The organism is Caballeronia insecticola, from assembly GCF_000402035.1.
Lineage (GTDB): Bacteria > Pseudomonadota > Gammaproteobacteria > Burkholderiales > Burkholderiaceae > Caballeronia > Caballeronia insecticola.
This window is the reverse complement of the sequence record NC_021294.1, coordinates 1,185,102-1,202,005: the sequence shown is the minus strand read 5'-3', so window position 1 is coordinate 1,202,005 and position 16,904 is coordinate 1,185,102. Positions and strand designations below refer to the sequence as shown.

The 16,904-nt window shown below is 64.6% G+C and carries 14 protein-coding genes; all 14 read left to right on the top strand.

The genetic code is table 11. The features are described from left to right. Window positions 1-19 precede the first annotated feature (19 nt). The 14 genes from BRPE64_RS19620 to BRPE64_RS19555 all read left to right on the top strand — a co-directional run bounded on the left by BRPE64_RS19620 (window position 20) and on the right by BRPE64_RS19555 (window position 16,902). Window positions 20-460, top strand: coding sequence for an anti-sigma regulatory factor (locus BRPE64_RS19620; RefSeq protein ID WP_016355273.1), 441 nt, complete (start codon window positions 20-22; stop codon window positions 458-460). Next, the gene (locus BRPE64_RS19615; RefSeq protein WP_016355272.1) at window positions 445-1,515 is read left to right on the top strand and encodes an ATP-binding SpoIIE family protein phosphatase; all 1,071 of its coding nucleotides are present in this window, start codon (window positions 445-447) and stop codon (window positions 1,513-1,515) included. The genes BRPE64_RS19620 and BRPE64_RS19615 overlap by 16 nt, the downstream gene beginning before the upstream one ends. Next, window positions 1,515-3,248: an ATP-binding response regulator gene (locus BRPE64_RS19610; RefSeq protein ID WP_044042543.1), complete on the top strand. Its 1,734-nt coding sequence runs from the start codon at window positions 1,515-1,517 to the stop codon at window positions 3,246-3,248. The genes BRPE64_RS19615 and BRPE64_RS19610 overlap by 1 nt, the downstream gene beginning before the upstream one ends. Continuing rightward, window positions 3,245-5,155, top strand: coding sequence for a hybrid sensor histidine kinase/response regulator (locus BRPE64_RS19605; RefSeq protein WP_016355270.1), 1,911 nt, complete (start codon window positions 3,245-3,247; stop codon window positions 5,153-5,155). Before BRPE64_RS19610 ends, BRPE64_RS19605 begins: the two co-directional genes overlap by 4 nt. A gap of 203 nt (window positions 5,156-5,358) precedes the next feature. Then, window positions 5,359-6,033 carry a GntR family transcriptional regulator gene (locus BRPE64_RS19600; protein ID WP_051180505.1) on the top strand — a complete coding sequence of 225 codons (675 nt, stop codon included), beginning with the start codon at window positions 5,359-5,361 and terminating at the stop codon, window positions 6,031-6,033. A 27-nt stretch (window positions 6,034-6,060) separates the two neighbouring features. Continuing rightward, on the top strand, window positions 6,061-6,867 hold the full coding sequence (locus BRPE64_RS19595; RefSeq protein WP_044042540.1) for an SDR family oxidoreductase: 807 nt from the start codon (window positions 6,061-6,063) through the stop codon (window positions 6,865-6,867). A gap of 10 nt (window positions 6,868-6,877) precedes the next feature. Beyond that, the gene (locus BRPE64_RS19590; RefSeq protein WP_016355267.1) at window positions 6,878-7,810 is read left to right on the top strand and encodes a BKACE family enzyme; all 933 of its coding nucleotides are present in this window, start codon (window positions 6,878-6,880) and stop codon (window positions 7,808-7,810) included. Between the two features lie 48 nt (window positions 7,811-7,858). Then, window positions 7,859-8,611 carry an N-acyl homoserine lactonase family protein gene (locus BRPE64_RS19585; protein WP_016355266.1) on the top strand — a complete coding sequence of 251 codons (753 nt, stop codon included), beginning with the start codon at window positions 7,859-7,861 and terminating at the stop codon, window positions 8,609-8,611. Window positions 8,612-8,651: 40 nt separating this feature from the next. Next, complete coding sequence (locus BRPE64_RS19580; RefSeq protein WP_016355265.1) at window positions 8,652-9,779, top strand: sugar ABC transporter substrate-binding protein; 1,128 nt, start codon at window positions 8,652-8,654, stop codon at window positions 9,777-9,779. Window positions 9,780-9,786: 7 nt separating this feature from the next. Beyond that, window positions 9,787-11,298, top strand: coding sequence for a sugar ABC transporter ATP-binding protein (locus BRPE64_RS19575; protein ID WP_016355264.1), 1,512 nt, complete (start codon window positions 9,787-9,789; stop codon window positions 11,296-11,298). A 10-nt stretch (window positions 11,299-11,308) separates the two neighbouring features. Further along, window positions 11,309-13,408, top strand: coding sequence for an ABC transporter permease subunit (locus BRPE64_RS19570; protein ID WP_016355263.1), 2,100 nt, complete (start codon window positions 11,309-11,311; stop codon window positions 13,406-13,408). A 26-nt stretch (window positions 13,409-13,434) separates the two neighbouring features. Continuing rightward, window positions 13,435-14,376 (top strand): 3-hydroxyacyl-CoA dehydrogenase, encoded by a 942-nt coding sequence (locus tag BRPE64_RS19565; protein ID WP_016355262.1) that lies wholly within the window; start codon window positions 13,435-13,437, stop codon window positions 14,374-14,376. 35 nt (window positions 14,377-14,411) lie between these two features. After that, window positions 14,412-15,314, top strand: a complete 903-nt coding sequence (locus BRPE64_RS19560) for an SMP-30/gluconolactonase/LRE family protein (protein ID WP_016355261.1) — start codon at window positions 14,412-14,414, stop codon at window positions 15,312-15,314. A 58-nt stretch (window positions 15,315-15,372) separates the two neighbouring features. After that, on the top strand, window positions 15,373-16,902 hold the full coding sequence (locus BRPE64_RS19555) for a class I adenylate-forming enzyme family protein (RefSeq protein WP_016355260.1): 1,530 nt from the start codon (window positions 15,373-15,375) through the stop codon (window positions 16,900-16,902). Window positions 16,903-16,904 lie beyond the last annotated feature (2 nt).

The window sequence follows — 16,904 nt, the reverse complement described above, 5'->3', positions numbered from 1 at the left end:
GTCGCACGCGAACCACGCCATGACGATCTTCCATTCCACCGCCGCGCCGGTTACTTCGTCGCCGCCCGACACGCTGCCGATCCGCTCCGACGAACAGATCGTGCGGCTGCGCCAGTTCGTGCGCGAGAAGGCCGTCGCGCAAGGGCTTTCGCTGATCGATCAGACCAAGTTCGTGACGGCGGCGAGCGAGCTGGCACGCAACACGCTGATCTATGGCGGCGGCGGCGACGTGCATTGTTATCTGATCGAACGTAACGGCCGCCGCGGGCTCAAGCTCGAATTCGTCGACAACGGTCCCGGCATTCCTGACATCCAGCGCGCGCTCTCCGACGGCTTCACGTCGGGCAGCGGCCTCGGACTCGGCCTCGGCGGCGCAAAACGCCTGTGCGACGAATTCGACATCCGTTCCTCACCCGGCGAAGGCACACACGTTTCGATCATCAAATGGAAACCGTTCTGAAGGAATCGATGGCCGCGCAGCAGCGCTTCGAGATCGCCGAGCCGACGCAGATCGCCTATGCACGGCGCGCGGTCGGCGAACTCGCACGCGGGCTGGGTTTCAACGAGACGGTCGCGGGCGAACTCGCGATCGTCGTGACGGAATGCGGCACGAACCTGCTCAAGCACGCGCAGCGCGGCGAGCTGCTCGTGCGGCCGCTCATGGAAGCGGGCGTCGTCGCGTCGCTGCGTTACGGCATCGAAATGCTATGTATCGACAGCGGTCCGGGCATTCAGGATCTCTACCGCTGCTTCGAGGACGGCTACACGACGGCGGGCAGTCCCGGCAACGGCATGGGCGCGATCCAGCGCCTGTCGCACGAACTCGATATCTGGAGCGCGCCGGGGCACGGCACCGTGCTGCGCGTCGTGTTCTGGAAAGCGCCGCGCGCCGCCGACGCAGCCGCGCCCGAGCCGCATCCCGCATACGGCGTCGTGAATCTGCCGCTCGAAACCGAAATCGTCAGCGGCGATGCCTGGTCGTGCCGCGTGCATGCGGGCGAATTCACGGTGCTCGTCGCCGACGGCCTCGGCCACGGTCCGCTCGCCAATGTCGCGGCCGTCGAGGCGGCAAAGGCAATGGCCACGCACGGCGAGCTTGCGCTCGAACGCATCATGGAGGCCGCGAACGACGCGCTGCGGCCGACGCGCGGCGCCGCAGTCGGCATTGCGCGCATGCCGGCGAGTGTGTCCACGGACGGCATGAACGTCTCGTTCGCGGGCATCGGCAATATTTCGGCGAGCGTGTGGACGGAAACGTCGCACCGGCATCTGGTGTCGCACAGCGGCATCGTCGGGCATGCGGCGCGGCGCGCGCAGGTGTTCGACGTGCCGTGCCCGCCTGGCGCGCTCGTCGTGCTGCATTCGGACGGGCTCACGTCGCGCTGGGATCTCGCGCGTTATCCGGGCCTGGCGCTGCGGCATCCGGCGCTCGTCGCGGCCGTGCTGTATCGCGACTTCACGCGCGGGCGCGACGATGTCACCGTGTTCGTCGCCCGTCCGGCCGGGACCGTTTGATGACGCGCCCCCTCTACGCGATGCTGATCGACGGCGAGCACGATATCGTCGCGGCTCGCGTCAAGGCGCGCGACGCGAGCGCGGCGCTCGGCTTTTCTGCGCAGGATCAAACGCGCATTTCAACGTCCGTGCTCGAAGCGGCGCGCACCGTGCTGATCGCGGGCAGTGCGGCGCGCGCGGAGTTTCTCGTCGATGACGACGTCCGCCCGCCGCGTTTCGTCGTGCGCTTTCTGGCGAATCCGGGCGCGGGCGAACGGCTGCGCGCATTGCGCCACGACCACTCGCAGGCCACGCTCGGCCTGCTCGCGGCACAGCGTCTGATGGACTATTGCGCGATCGCCGACGAACCCGACGGCGCGACATCGATCTCGCTCGCGAAGACGCTGCCCGACAGCGCACCGTCCGACGGGCGCGCACTGCAAAGCGTGACGGAAGCCCTGACGCGCCAGTCGAACGAAGATTCGATGGCCGAAGTGCAGCGGCAGAATCGCGAGCTGATCGCGGCGCTCGCCGATCTGCGCGAACGTCAGGAAGAACTGACACGGCTCACGCGCGAACTCGAAGACACCAATCGCGGCGTGGTCGCGCTCTATGCGGAACTCGACGCGCGCGCCGACCATTTGCGCCGCGCGGACGAGTCGAAGTCGCGCTTTCTCTCGAACATGAGCCACGAATTCCGCACGCCGCTTTCGTCGATTCGTGCGCTGTCGAAACTGCTGCTGGACCGTATCGACGGCGATCTGACCGAAGAGCAGGAGAAGCAGGTGCGCTTCATCCGCAAGGCGGCGGAAGACCTCTCCGAAACCGTCGACGATCTGCTCGATCTCGCGAAGATCGAAGCGGGCAAGATCGCGGTGCGGCCCGCCGAATTCGAAGTCGATACGCTGTTCTCGGCGTTGCGCGGCATGCTCCGGCCGTTGTCGCCGGGCGGCGCGGTGGAACTCGTGTTCGAGTCCTGCGAAGGCATCCCGCCGATCCATACCGATGAAGCCAAGGTCGCGCAGATCGTGCGCAACTTCGTGTCGAACGCGCTCAAGTTCACCGAGCGCGGCGAGGTGCGCGTCGCCGCGAGTTACGACGACGCGCGCCGGCTCATCACGTTTTCCGTGAGCGATACGGGCATCGGGATTGCAGCGGAGCATCAGCAAGTGGTGTTCGAGGAGTTCGGGCAAGTCGAGAACCGTTTGCAGCAATACGTGAAGGGCACGGGCCTCGGGCTGCCGCTGTGCCGCAAGCTGTGCAAGCTGCTCGGCGGCGATGTCTCGCTGGCGAGCGAACCCGGACGCGGCTCCGTCTTCAGCGCGACGATCCCTGCACATTACGGCGCGGACGTCGCCACGGCGCATCCCGCCGCGAGCGATACGCGGCCCGCCGTGCTGGTCGTCGCGAGCAATCCGATCGAGCGGCTCGACTGCGAGGCGGCGCTGCGCGAATCGGCGTATCGCACGTTGCACGCAGCGACGCTCGACGAAGCGAGCCGTCTGCTCGTGCGCACGCAGCCCGCCGCGCTGGTGCTCGCCGTGCGGCCCGCGCCGCCGGAAGCATGGATCTGGCTCGCGGCGCTGCGGGCACAGGCCGCGACGCGCAGCATTCCGATCGTCGTGCTCGGGGAGACGCAGGACCGCAACGAAGCGCAGGCGCTGGGCGCGACCGCGTTCATCGAGAAACCGGTGGGCGGCGGCGCGCTGCCGCGCGTCCTGGACGCGGTGACGGGCAAGGGACGACCATCATGACAAGCGACTGGAGCGAGGTGCTGATCCTCAACGTCGACGACAACGACGGCGCGCGCTACGCCAAGACGCGCATCCTGTCGCGCGCGGGCTTCAACGTGATCGAGGCGGCCACCGGTACCGGCGCGCTCGAACGCGTGCGTGCGCAATCCCCCGATCTCGTGCTGCTCGACGTGAAGCTGCCCGACATCAACGGGCTCGAAGTGTGCCGCCAGATCAAGGCGTCGCCGGATACGTCGGGCACGCTCGTGCTGCAGACATCGGCGGCGGCCGTGCATAGTCTCGATCGCATTCGCGGTCTCGAAGGCGGCGCGGACAGCTATCTGACGGAGCCGGTCGAACCGGCGGAACTGATCGCGCACGTCCGCGCGCTGTTGCGCGTGCGTCTGGCGGAAAACGCGCTGCGCGAGAGCGAAGAGCGCTTTCGCCAGCTCGCCGAAAATATCGACGACGTCTTCTGGATGCTCGATCCGGCGTCGAACGCACTGCTGTACGTGAGTCCGGCGTATGCACGTCTGTTCGATACAGGCGGCGCGGCATCACCCGGTCCCGATCACTGGTCCGGCGAGATCCTGCCGCTGGATCGCGAGCATGTCGCCGAGGCGTACCGTCAACTGCTTGCGAACGGCACGCCGTACGAGGTCGAATATCGTATCGTGCGCGCGAGCGGCGTCCCGCGCTGGGTCGTCGAGCGCGCGTTTCAGGTGCGTGCCGCGAGCGGTCATCCGGCGCGGGCGCAGCGCGTCGCGGGCATTGTCAACGACATCTCCGAGCGCAAGGCCGCCGAACTCCTGTTGCGCGAAGCGGACCGTCGCAAGGACGAATTTCTCGCGATGCTTGCGCACGAGCTGCGCAATCCGCTCGCGCCGATCCGCAATGCGATCGATCTGCTCGATCCGGAGCGCATGCCGTCGGCGCAGCACTTCTCGACGGTGCGCGCGATCATCGACAGGCAGGTGCGGCATCTGAGCCGTCTCGTCGACGATCTGCTCGACGTCGCGCGCATTACGCAGGGCAAGATCACGCTGCGCGAGGAGCCGGTCGATCTCGCGGTGGCGATCGCCGCGGCCATCGAAACCGTGCAGCCTTCGCTCGAACGAAGGCACCACACGCTCACGGTGACGCTGCCGGATGCGCCGCTCTACATCGCCGGCGACAACGTGCGGCTCGCGCAAGTGTTCGGCAATCTGCTCTCGAACGCGTCGAAGTACAGCCTCGAAGGAGGCGAGATCGCGATCGAGGCCAAGCAGTTCGGCGATGCCGTGCGCATCGTCGTGCGCGATAAGGGCATCGGTATCGCGCCGGACATGCTGCCGCATATCTTCGATCTGTTCGTGCAATCCGAGACCTCGCTCGAACGCTCGGAAGGCGGGCTCGGCATCGGCTTGCCGCTCGCGCGCACGCTCGTCGAATTGCAGGGCGGACGTATCGAGGCGTTTTCCGCCGGGCCGCTGATGGGCAGCGAGTTCATCGTCTGGCTGCCGCTGACGCAGCATGCGCAGGTGGCCGCGCAACGTGTCGAACCGGCGGCGGCGAACACGGCGTCGGGCCAGCGCGTGCTGCTCGTCGACGACAGCGTGGATGCCGCGACCGCAATGGCGATGCTGCTCGAAGCGGACGGCTTCGACGTGCGCACTGCGCACGAAGCGAACGAAGCGCTCGCCATTTCCGATATCTTCGCGCCGCAGATCGTGCTGCTCGATATCGGCTTGCCGGGAATGGACGGTTACCGGCTCGCCGCCGAAATGCGTGCGCGGGCCGCGACGGCGGACGCATTGCTGATCGCGGTGACGGGCTACGGGCAGGCGCATGATCGTCAACGTTCGAAGGATGCGGGCTTCGATCATCATCTCGTGAAGCCCGTGGCATTCGAGGAAATCCAGAGGGCCGTGCGAGGAAGGTTCGGTTAGTCGTCATCGCCCCTCCGCGTTTTCACCTAGCAATCGAAGGTTGACGCGCGCACGCATGCATCCGACACTCTAGTCATCGAGGTGTGATCACAGGTCACACAAAATCAGAAGCATCACGGCAGCCGAACGTAAGAACGGAGGCGACGGTGGCGACACGCTCGACGACAGATTTGCCCGCGCTCGAACTGGTGGCGCGCGAAACGATGGCTGGCCGCGTCTATGCGCAGTTGCGGCAGGCGATCATGACGGGCCGCTTTGCGCCCGGCCAGTTGTTGAGTCTGCGCAGCGTGGCGGAAGCGGTCGGTTCATCGACGATGCCGGTGCGCGCGGCGCTCACGCGCCTACAAGCGGAAGGCGCGTTGATCGACGGCCCCGGCCGCGCGCTGATGGTCCCGCCGATGACGCTCGAACTGCTCGACGAACTGCGCGACGTGCGCATTGCGCTAGAGGGCGCGGTCGCGAAACGCGCGGCAGCACGCATGACGCGCGAGCATCTCACGGCATTGCAGCAGGTCTTCGACACCATGGACGCGCATGTCGAAGCCGGCGATGCAGCCGCCTATCTGCGCAGTAACTTCGAATTTCACATTGCCATTTATACGCATGGCGCAAGCGATCTCACGCTCGCGACGATCCAGAACCTCTGGATGCGCATCGGTCCGTTCCTGAATCTCGTCGCACCGGATATTCCGCATATGCGCCGCTCGATGGCGGCGCATCGTCACATCGTCGAAGCGCTCTGGCGCGGCGATGGCGAAGGCGCGCGCGCAGGCATCGAAGAGGATATCGGCGATGCGGCGGCCGACCTGCAAGAGCGTCTGCAAAGCGGCGCACCACACGATACAAGTAGCAAGACCAGCAAACAGGCAAGCGCCTGAGCTTCATAAAAACAAAGGAGACAAGGCATGACGGTTCTTCAGATGCTGAAACCGCACGCGGGCTTGCGCGTGCTCGTGACGGGCGGCGCATCGGGCATCGGGCTCGTGATCGCGCGCGCGTTCATCGATGCGGGGGCGCGCGTGCATGTTTGCGATGCGAGCGCGGACGCCATCGACGCGCTGTCGAAAGCCGAAGCGAACACGGAATGCAACGCGATCACCGCGACGCTCGCGGACGTCTCCGACAAGGACGCCGTCGATCGCGTCTTCGCTGACGTACAAAGCGAACTTGGCGGACTCGACGTGCTCGTGAACAACGCGGGCATCGCGGGTCCGACGGGCGGCATCGACGAACTCGACGTGAAGGAATGGGAAGACACCATCGACGTCAATCTGAACGCGCAGTTCTACTTCGCGCGCCGCGCGGTGCCGATGTTGCGCGAAGCCTCGGGCGGCGGAACGATCATCGCGCTGTCGTCGGTGGCGGGGCGGCTCGGCTATGCGTTTCGCACGCCGTATGCCGCGACGAAATGGGCGGTCGTCGGCATGACCAAGAGCCTCGCGATCGAACTGGGGCCGTCGAACATTCGCGTCAACGCGATACAGCCGGGCATCGTGAAGGGACCGCGCATCGAGCGTGTGATCTCGGCGCGCGCGAAGCAATTGAACCTCTCCTATGAAGAGATGGAGAAGCAGTATCTCGCGAAGGTTTCGCTGCGCCGCATGACGACGCCGGAAGAAGTCGCGGCCACCGCGCTCTTTCTGTGCTCGCCCGCGGGCAGCGGCATCTCGGGGCAGGCGATCTCGGTCTGCGGCAACGTCGAAGTGCTCTAACGAGGACACCATGGCAACGAAACGCAAGGTCATCATCACGTGCGCGCCGACGGGTGCGATTCATACGCCGTCCATGTCGCCGTATCTTCCCGTCACGCCGCAGCAGATCGGCGATGCCGCATTGGCCGCGGCGAAAGAAGGCGCGGCGATCCTGCATCTGCACGCACGCGATCCGAACGATGGCCACCCGACGCAGGATCCCGCCGTATTTCAGGAGTTTTTGCCGCGCATCAAGGCTGAAACCGATGCGGTCATCAACATCACGACGGGCGGCAGTCCGCATATGACCGTCGCGGAGCGTCTGAAGCCCGCGCATCACTTCAAGCCGGAAGTGGCGTCGCTCAATATGGGTTCGATGAACTTCGGCCTTTATCCGATGCTGGAACGCTTCAAGGACCTCAAGCACGAGTGGGAGCGCAAGCATCTGGAAAACAGCCGCGATCTCGTGTTCAAGAACACCTTCGCGGACATCGAATACATCCTGACGTCGTGCAGCGCGAACGGCACGCGCTTCGAGTACGAGTGCTACGACATCTCGCATCTCTACAACCTCGCGCACTTCGTCGATCGCGGGCTCGCGAAACCGCCGTTCTTCGTGCAGAGCGTGTTCGGTCTGCTGGGCGGTATCGGGCCGCATCCCGAAGATCTCGCGCATATGAAGCGCACGGCCGACCGGCTCTTCGGCCACGACTACGTGTGGTCGATTCTCGGCGCGGGCCGCAACCAGATCACGCTCGGCTCGATGGGCGTGGCGCAGGGTTCGAACGTGCGCGTCGGTCTTGAAGACTCGTTGTGGATCGAACCGGGCAAGCTCGCTGAATCGAGCGCGGCGCAAGTGCGCAAGATTCGCCAGGTGATCGAAGGGCTTTCGCTCAATATCGCGACGCCCGCCGAAGCACGCGAGATGCTCAAGCTGAAGGGCGCGAGCGACACCAACTTCTGACACGCGGAGGGCGCCGTGAATGACCGGCCAAAGCTGAAAGTAGTCGCGATGCCGACGGGCTGGCTCACCGTCGATCGCTCGTCGCAAGTGTATGGCCGGTACTTCGGCCAGCAGATCAAGGTGCCGGTCTGGTCGACGGCGATCGTTGGCGCCGGCAAGAAGATCGTCGTCGATACGGGCATTCACGATCCGGGCTGGGTCTCGAACTTCGTATGTCCGTGCGAGCAGGCGCCCGAAGAGAAGCTCGAGCGCGCGCTGAAGGAATACGTCGGCTGGAGCGCGGACGAAGTCGATATCGTCATCAACACGCATCTGCATTACGACCATTCGGGCGGCAACACGCTGTTCAAGAATGCGCGCTTCGTCGTGCAGGCAAAGGAGTGGGAATACGCGGGCCATCCGTTGCCGACGCAGGCCACCTACTACCAGGAGTTTCTGATCGGGCGCGAGCCGCTTGCGTATTTTCGCTGGCAGTTCGTGCACGGCGTGACCGATATCGTGCCGGGCGTGCGGGTCGTGCCGACGCCGGGTCATACGCCGGGGCATCAGTCGGTCGCGGTCGATACGGAAGAAGGTGTCGTGCTGATCGCGGGCGATTGCGCGAACTGCATGGAGAACATTGTCGATCTCGTGCCGGTGGGCATCGTGCATGAAACGCTCGCGGAAATGGGCTCGCTCACGCGCATCAGGCAGATCGCGGATTTCGTCATACCGGGGCATGACCCCAACGTCGTGCCCGGCAGCGCGGGCATTGCGTTGCCTGCGGGCGCGCGTATCGCGCACGTGACTACATCGAATTAACGCGCAGCTAGAAACCAAAAACGAAGCATCGGAGGATGACATGAAAGCATGGACGCACACGATTCGTCATGCGGGCCGGGCAGCGCTCGGCCTCGCGTTTGCAGCGGCGCTCGCGGTATCGGGGCAGGCTCACGCCGCGGGCAAGTACAAGATCTTTCTGTCGATGAGTTATGTCGGCAACGACTGGCAGACCGAGGCCGCGAACATGGTCAAGGCGATGGCCAATACGCCCGCGCTCAAGGACAAGGTCGATCTCGAAGTGCAGGTTGCGGGCACCGACGCGCAGAAGCAGATCCAGCAGATCAACTCGATGGTGCAGGCCGGCGCGAAAGCCATCGTCATCTATCCGATCTCGCCGACGGCGCTCAATCGCGCGATCAAGAACGCATGCTCGAAGGGCGTCGTCGTTGCGGCGTATGACGGCGAAGTGACCGAGCCGTGCGCGCACAACGTGACCATCGATCAGCATCAGGCGGGCACCGTCACGGCCGAATGGCTCGCGAAAACGTTGAACGGCAAGGGCAACATCGTGCTGATCAACGGCGTGCCGGGCACGTCCGTCGATCGCGCGCGCACCGAAGCGGCGAAGGCCGTGTTCGCGAAGTTCCCGGGCATCAAGGTCGTCGCGGAAGGCACCGGCATGTGGAGTCAGGCGACCGCGAAGACCGAACTCTCGAAGATCCTCGCGACCAACAGTTGGGACAAGATCGACGGACTGTGGATGCAGGTGGGCTGCTTCACGGCGGCGTCGATGCAACTTGAAGCCGGCATCGCCGAAGACAAGATCAAGCCGTGCGCGGGCGAATCGTCGAACGGGCATCGCGTGCAGATGCTGCCGCCGGGCGAAGTGAAGGGGCAGGGCGCTTATCGCTCGATCGGTTATCGCTCGATCTCCTACGGCGCGCCGCCGTACTCCGGCGCGATGGCGCTCAAGATGGCCGTGAAGAAGCTCGACGGCGGCGACTTCCCGGCACGCGTGACGCTCAAGCTGCCGCTCGTGCTGACGTCCGAATCGAAGCTCTGCAAGACCGGCAGCATCGATGAACTGAAGGCAGGCTGCACGGCCTTCCCGCCCGACAAGGTGCCGCCGGGCTGGTTCGCCGACATCTACTCGGAAGACACGAAGGAAGTGGGCTTCAACGCGGCGCTGACGGGCAATCAGGACTGAGGCGATCATGAACGACGCGGCATTGGCCATCGACCTGTCGAACGTGACGAAGCGCTTCGGCGCGACCGTTGCGCTCGACGGTGCATCGTTCAGCGTGAAGCGCGGCGCCGTGCATGCGCTGCTCGGCGAGAACGGCGCAGGCAAGTCCACGACGGTCAAGCTGCTGTCGGGTCTTATCGAGCCCGACTCCGGCAGCATCCGCGTGATGGGTCACGACGTAGCGATGAAGAGCCCGAAGGACGCGCATCGTGCGGGCGTGCAGACGGCGTTTCAGGAGATGACGCTCGTGCGCGATCTCACGGTCGCGCAGAATCTGCTGATGTCGTACGAGCCGACGGGCTTTCTCGGTCGCATCAAAAAGCGCGAGGCGCAGCGGCAGGCGGCGGAATGGCTCGATAAGCTCGAACTGTCCGACGTGCGGCCCGGCGCGTATATCCGCGATCTGTCGTTGCCGGTGCGGCAGAAGATCGAGATTGCGAAGGCCATCGTGCGCGGGCCGCGCGTGCTGCTGCTCGACGAGCCGACGTCCGCGCTCTCGGGGCGCGACGTCGCGTGGCTGGCGCGCCGCATCGACGAGATGAAGGCAAGCGGCACGACCTTCGTGTTCATCTCGCATCGCATGCAGGAAGTGCGCGAGTTCTGCGACAGCCTCACGGTCTATCGCAACGGCCGCGATGTCGGCGCATTCGATGCGGGCGATATCTCCGACGACGAAGTGATCCGCCTTGTCATCGGCCGCTCGATGGAAGCGAAGTATCCGCCGAAGGTCGCTTCCACGAAGGGCGACGCAACGCCTGCAATCGAAGCGCGCAACATTCGCGTCGATGGCGTCGTGAGCGACTTCAATCTGACCTTGAAACCGGGTGAAGTGCACGGCATTGCCGCGCTGCAGGGCATGGGACAGCGCGAGTTGTTCGAGGCGCTGTTCGGCGCGACGTATGTCGATGACGGCGAGATACGCATCGACGGCGAGCCCGTTACGCTGACCTCGACCGCCGATTCGCTGAAGGCCGGCGTATCGACGGGCTTTCTCCCCGAGGACCGCAAGACCGAAGGCCTCTTCCTGCGTTTGCCCGGCGGCGAGAACGTTTCGCTGCCGGTGATCGGGCGGTATTCACGCTTCGGACTCATCGACCGCAAGCGCGAACAGGAGGCGATCCGCCGCTCGCTCGCGCAAATGGACGTGAATCCGCGCGCGCTCTACAAGCCGTGTTTGTCGTTCTCGGGCGGCAATCAGCAGAAGATCGCGATGGCCAAATGGCTGCTCACGCAAAGCCGCGTGTGGCTGATGTTCGACCCGACGCGCGGTATCGACGTCGGCACCAAGCATCAGATTTTCGTGCTCATGCGCGCGTTCGCGGCAGCCGGCGGTTCCGTGCTCTTCTATTCGACCGATGTGCCCGAGCTTGTCAACGTGTGCGACCGCGTGTCGGTGATGTATCGCGGACGCAATGCCGGCGAACTCGCGGACGATGCGCTCACGGAAGAGAACGTGATGCGCAAGATGCTTTCCAGTTAAGAGGTGCTTCATGAAGATAGCCGTAGCGTCCCCCGATAGCGAGATCGTGCGGCCGGGCGCGCGCGTGGGATGGGGCGCGCGCATCGATCATCATCGCGGGCTCATCATCGCCATCAGTGCGCTGCTCGCGATGCTGGCCGCATGGGTCGCGCTCTCCGCCACGCCTGTGGGGCTTTACGACATCGGCTCGGTGATTTCGAGCGCAAGCACGCTCGCGCTCGCCGCGATCGGGCAGACCATCGTCGTGTTGTCGGGCGGCTTCGATCTGTCGGCATCGGCGGTCGTGTCGCTCGCCAACGTTCTCGCGGTGCGCTTCGTGCAGGGCTCGCCCGTCGAACAATGGGCGGGCGTCGCGTTGATTCTCGCAATCGGCGGCGGCATCGGGCTCGTGAACGGTGCGTTGATTGCATGGTTTCGCCTGCAATCGATCGTCGTCACGCTCGCGACGATGTTCATGGTTCAGGGCGTCACGCTGCTCATCCAGAACAAGCCGGGCGGCACCGTCGGCGAGCAGTTCGGCGGCTTTCTCACGTCCGATCTGATCCCCGACAAGATGCCGATGTCCGCCGCGCTGCTGATCTTCGCGTTGCTGGTCTGGTCGTTCGTCAAGCGCACGCGCTTTGGCGTCGGCATCTATGCGCTCGGCAGCGACCCGGACGGCGCTTACGCGAACGGCATGCCGGTTACGCGCTATCGCGTCGCCACGTATGCGCTCGCGGGCATGTTCTACGCGGCAGCGGGTCTGTATGTGTCGGCGCAGACCGGCTCGGCGGATCCGCTCGTCGGCCGTCCGCTTCTTCTCTCGATGTTCACGGCGGTCGTGCTAGGCGGCACGTTGCTGGGCGGCGGGCGAGGCGGCTGCGTCGGCACCGTGTTCGCCGCGATGACGCTGATGATCACCGTGAACATCCTGCTCGTGCTGAATGTATCGGCGTTCTTCACGACCATCGCCGAAGCCGTGATCCTGATTCTCGCGGTGCTCGGCTCTTCGATCGGCAAGCAATCGGCGGCGCACGAATGCGTGCGTCATGCTGCGCAGTGGCTAAAGGCGGTGCGCACGGGCACGCGCGCACGCGACGACAAGAACGCCCGCCGCGTGACGTTCGAAGTGAACGACTATCGTCCTATCGAGAATACGGAGTTGAAGGGGCGTCCGATTGCCGATTGGATCGAGCGCAATCGCGAATGGGTCAAGTATGTCGTGCCGGCATATCTGCTGTTCTTCGCCGTGGTGGTCATCACCGCGATCGTCTACGGTCCCGGCGTGCTTGCGAGCGCGAACTTCTATAGCAGCCTGCTCACGCTGACGCTTTTTCTCGCGATTCTGGGTCTCGGGCAGGGCGCCGTGATCCTGACAGGCGGACTCGACTTGTCGATGCCGTGGCTCATCACGCTATCGGGCGTCTTGCTGACAGGACTCACGCACGGCATGAACGGCGCGGCGGCGTGGGCGGTGCCGGTGGTGCTCGCGGCGGGTCTGCTGGTCGGCGTGTTCAACGGCGTGGGCGTGGTGATGCTGGGCTTGCCGCCGATTGTCGTGACGCTGGCCGCAAACGGCTTGCTGCAAGGCCTCACGCTGATCTACTGCAACGGCTCGCCGCAAGGATGGTCGCCGCCGGTAGTCAGCGAGTTCACCAACGGACACGTCGGGCCGCTGTCGCTCGCGGCGTGGAGCGTGCCGGTGTTTCTCGTCATCGCGCTGGTGCTGTTGCATCGCACGCCGTTCGGTCGGCGCGTGTATGCGGTCGGCAATTCGCCGGTCGCGGCCAAGCTCTCGGGCGTGCGAGTCGGCACGACGCTCATCGCCGTGTATTGCCTCTCGGGTCTGTGTTCGGCGATCGTCGGATTGCTGCTCGCCGGGTTCAGCTCGCAAGCGTTTCTCGGCATGGGCGATCCTTACCTGTTGCCGTCCATCGCGGTGGTCGTGGTCGGCGGCGCGCTGATCACGGGCGGACGCGGTCACTATCTCGGCGTGTTCGGCGGCGCGCTGCTGCTCACCGCGCTCGGCACGCTGCTCGCCGGTACGACGGTGCCGCCCGCCGTGCGCGACATCATCAACGGGCTCGTCGTGCTGGCGGCCGTCATCACCTTGCGGGACAAGAAGGGCTAAATCAAATCGAAGGGGACTTGGCACAGATGCAAGCGAAAAACATTGCGGTGATCGGTTCGGGACGCATCGGCCGCGCGTGGTCGATCGTCTTCGCGCGAAACGGTTTCAACGTGAAGCTGCACGATGCATCGCAGGACATGCTCGCGGGCGCGCTTCCCGCGATCCGCGACAGCGTGCAGGATCTCGCGTCCTTCGATCTGATCGATGAACCCGTCGATACGATCGTCGCGCGCATCGTCACATGCGAGCACCTCGCCGATGGAGTCGCCGATGCGGATCTCGTGCAGGAGAACATCGCGGAAGTGGTCGAGGCGAAGCGTGCGCTGTTCATCGAACTGGATCGTTTGACGCGGCCCGATGCGTTGCTCGCGAGCTCGACATCGGGGCTGCCCGCGTCGACCTTTACCGAAGGTCTGCAAGGCCGCGCACGCTGTCTTGTTGCGCATCCGGTGAATCCGCCGTCGCTCGTGCCGCTCGTCGAACTATGCGGCGCGCCGTGGACTTCACAAGAAACGATGGAACGCGCCCGCGCCCTCTACGAAGCGGCGGGGCAGAAGCCTGTGACCGTCAATCGAGAGATTTCGGGCTTTCTGCTCAACCGCTTGCAAGGCGCCGTGCTCGACGAAGCATTGAGTCTCTATGAACAAGGCTATGCGAGCGCCGACGATCTCGACACCGTCATGCGCGACGGACTCGCGATGCGCTGGTCCTTCATGGGCCCGTTCGAAACGATCGATCTCAACGCGCCGGGCGGTGTCGCCGATTACGCCGCGCGCTATGGCGGCACGTATCGCAGCATCGCGGCGGGCCGCAAGGCATTCGACTGGTCCGACGAAACGCTCGGCAAACTCGACGCGGAACGCCGCGCCGTGTTGTCGCGCGATCGTATCGAGGAACGCAGCCGCTGGCGCGATCGCAGATTGATGGCCTTGCTGGCGCATCGCCGTCCATCGAAAGATGAAGACTGACGTTAAAGGACAGCTCGATTCAACGGAGACGAACGATGACCGAAACGCGCTTGCTGGTCGATGCGAACAATCATCTCGGCGAAGGACCGCTTTGGGACGTGAAGGAGGAACGGCTGTACTGGATCGACAGCACGGCCGCGGAAATCTATAGCTGCCGCGCCGATGGCAGCGACGTGAAGCGCTATTTCGTGCCGCGGCATATCGGTTCGATGGCGCTGCGCGAGAAGGGCGGCGCGGTGGTCGCACTCGCCAACGGTCTGCATTTTTACGACTTCGATGCACAGACCGTGCAGTTCATCGCCGATCCTGAAAGCGACGATCCCGAGACGCGCTTCAACGACGGTAAGGTGGATCGGCGTGGCCGCTTTATCGCGGGCACCATGTCGTATGACTTCGACCGCTACGACGCCGATCGAGGCCAGCGCTCGACACGCAGCGGCGGCCTCTATCGCCTCGATACGGATGGCAGACTCACGCAACTCGACAGCGGCATCAGTTGCTCGAACGGTCCTTGCTGGAGTCCCGACAACAAGACGTTCTACTTCACCGACACGTACAGCAAGGAAATGTACGCGTACGACTACGACATCGAAACAGGCGCCGCGACCAATCGAAGGTTGTTCGTGTCCGCGCGCGATATGGCGGGCACCTTCGATGGCGCGACCGTCGATGAAGAAGGCTACATCTGGTCTGCGCTGGTCTTCGGCGGACGCATCCTGCGCTTTGCGCCCGACGGTACGCTCGATCGCATCGTGCCGTTTCCGGTGCGCAATCTGACGAGCGTCATGTTCGGCGGCCCGAACCTCGACACGCTCTATGTATCGACGATGGGTCGCCCGATGTGGGGCATTCCGCAAAAAGAGCGCGACAAGGGCGGTTTGTTCGCCGTGACTGGGCTGGGCGTGCGCGGACTGCCGGAGCCGCGTTTCGCGGGATGACGCATGAGCGTTATCATTCGAACGAAATCGAACGAATCGAACGAATGGTTACGCTGACATGAACATCGATACGCAGGAACTCATCGCGTCGCTGCCCGCGCGCATCGACGCGATCGTTGCGCGCGGGGCGAAAGCCAATCCCGCGCATATCGCTTTGCGTGAAGATGCGCGCACGCTCACGTATGAGCAACTCGAACTTGCCGTCGATGCGCTCGCTGCTCGACTTGCATCGGCGGGCGTGAGAGCGGGCGATCGCGTGATGCTGATCGGCGAGAACAGCGTTGCGCTCGTCGCCGCGCTCTTTGCCGCAAGTCGGCTCGATGCATGGGCGCTGGTCGCGAACGCGCGTCTGTCGGCCGCCGAACTCGATGCGATTCGCGCGCACGCAAAGCCGCGCATCGCGCTTTATACGGTCGAAGCCTCCGACGATGCCGCGCAGCATGCGAAGCGCGAGAACGCCGTCAGCGAAGCGCTCGATGCAATAGACATAGGCGCATTCGCGCTCGGTGTCGTCGATCCGCACTCCGCGCAGGAACCGCACGGTCTGCCCTCGGACAAGCAATGCGCCGCGCTCATCTACACGACGGGCACGACGGGCGCGCCAAAAGGCGTGATGCTGTCGCATCGCAATCTGCTGTTCGTCGCTGCGGTGTCGAGCACATTGCGCCGCGTCGGTAGCCATGATCGCGTCTATGCCGTGTTGCCGATCTCGCACGTGTTCGGACTGGCTTCGGTCTGTCTGGGCTCGCTGTATGCGGGCGCGACGCTGCGCCTGGCTCCCCGTTTCGACGCCGCGCGCACAGGCGCCGTTCTGCGCGAAGAAGGCATGACGATCTTTCAGGGCGTCCCCGCGATGCACGCGAAGCTGATCGATCACTTCACGCCGCGTGGCGGCCTCAAGGCGCCGACGCTGCGCTTCGTGTATTGCGGCGGGTCGCCGCTCGACATGTCGCTTAAAACCGCGGCCGAAGCGTTCTATGGCGTGCCTTTGCATAACGGCTTCGGCATGACGGAGAGCAGTCCGACCGTGTCGAACACGTTGCTCGATGCGCCCGCGCGCGATGCATCGGTCGGCCCGTTGATTCCGGGCGTCGAGGCGCGCATTGTGCCGCTCTCGCAACAAGCCGACGATACCGGCGAACTCTGGGTGCGTGGTCCGAACGTGATGCTCGGTTATTACCGCGATCCGGCGCAGACCGCCGCGACGGTCACGCCGGACGGCTGGCTCAAGACCGGCGATCTCGCGCGCTTCGAGAACGGCAATCTGTACATCGTCGGTCGCTGCAAGGAGTTGATCATCCGCTCGGGATTCAACGTGTATCCCGCCGAAGTGGAGCAGGCGTTCAACAGTCATCCTGCCGTGCTGCATTCGGCCGTGATAGGACGCAGCGTGGAAGGCAACGAAGACGTGCTGGCATTCGTCGAACTGCGGCCGGGATCGGCTGTCGGCGAACACGAACTCGCGGAATGGGTGAGCGCGCGTCTCGCGCCGTACAAACGGCCTTCCGTTATACGCATTCTCGACGCGCTGCCCGTTTCCGCGAGCGGCAAGATCCTGAAGCATCGGCTTGGCAAACTCGCCGGATAGTT

What these genes read in the sequence shown, in the direction of transcription:
- BRPE64_RS19620 (WP_016355273.1), top strand. Translation starts at nt 20, where the DNA reads ATGACGATCTTCCATTCCACCGCCGCGCCGGTTACTTCGTCGCCGCCC.
- BRPE64_RS19615 (WP_016355272.1), top strand. Translation starts at nt 445, where the DNA reads ATGGAAACCGTTCTGAAGGAATCGATGGCCGCGCAGCAGCGCTTCGAG.
- BRPE64_RS19610 (WP_044042543.1), top strand. Translation starts at nt 1,515, where the DNA reads ATGACGCGCCCCCTCTACGCGATGCTGATCGACGGCGAGCACGATATC.
- BRPE64_RS19605 (WP_016355270.1), top strand. Translation starts at nt 3,245, where the DNA reads ATGACAAGCGACTGGAGCGAGGTGCTGATCCTCAACGTCGACGACAAC.
- BRPE64_RS19600 (WP_051180505.1), top strand. Translation starts at nt 5,359, where the DNA reads ATGGCTGGCCGCGTCTATGCGCAGTTGCGGCAGGCGATCATGACGGGC.
- BRPE64_RS19595 (WP_044042540.1), top strand. Translation starts at nt 6,061, where the DNA reads ATGACGGTTCTTCAGATGCTGAAACCGCACGCGGGCTTGCGCGTGCTC.
- BRPE64_RS19590 (WP_016355267.1), top strand. Translation starts at nt 6,878, where the DNA reads ATGGCAACGAAACGCAAGGTCATCATCACGTGCGCGCCGACGGGTGCG.
- BRPE64_RS19585 (WP_016355266.1), top strand. Translation starts at nt 7,859, where the DNA reads ATGCCGACGGGCTGGCTCACCGTCGATCGCTCGTCGCAAGTGTATGGC.
- BRPE64_RS19580 (WP_016355265.1), top strand. Translation starts at nt 8,652, where the DNA reads ATGAAAGCATGGACGCACACGATTCGTCATGCGGGCCGGGCAGCGCTC.
- BRPE64_RS19575 (WP_016355264.1), top strand. Translation starts at nt 9,787, where the DNA reads ATGAACGACGCGGCATTGGCCATCGACCTGTCGAACGTGACGAAGCGC.
- BRPE64_RS19570 (WP_016355263.1), top strand. Translation starts at nt 11,309, where the DNA reads ATGAAGATAGCCGTAGCGTCCCCCGATAGCGAGATCGTGCGGCCGGGC.
- BRPE64_RS19565 (WP_016355262.1), top strand. Translation starts at nt 13,435, where the DNA reads ATGCAAGCGAAAAACATTGCGGTGATCGGTTCGGGACGCATCGGCCGC.
- BRPE64_RS19560 (WP_016355261.1), top strand. Translation starts at nt 14,412, where the DNA reads ATGACCGAAACGCGCTTGCTGGTCGATGCGAACAATCATCTCGGCGAA.
- BRPE64_RS19555 (WP_016355260.1), top strand. Translation starts at nt 15,373, where the DNA reads ATGAACATCGATACGCAGGAACTCATCGCGTCGCTGCCCGCGCGCATC.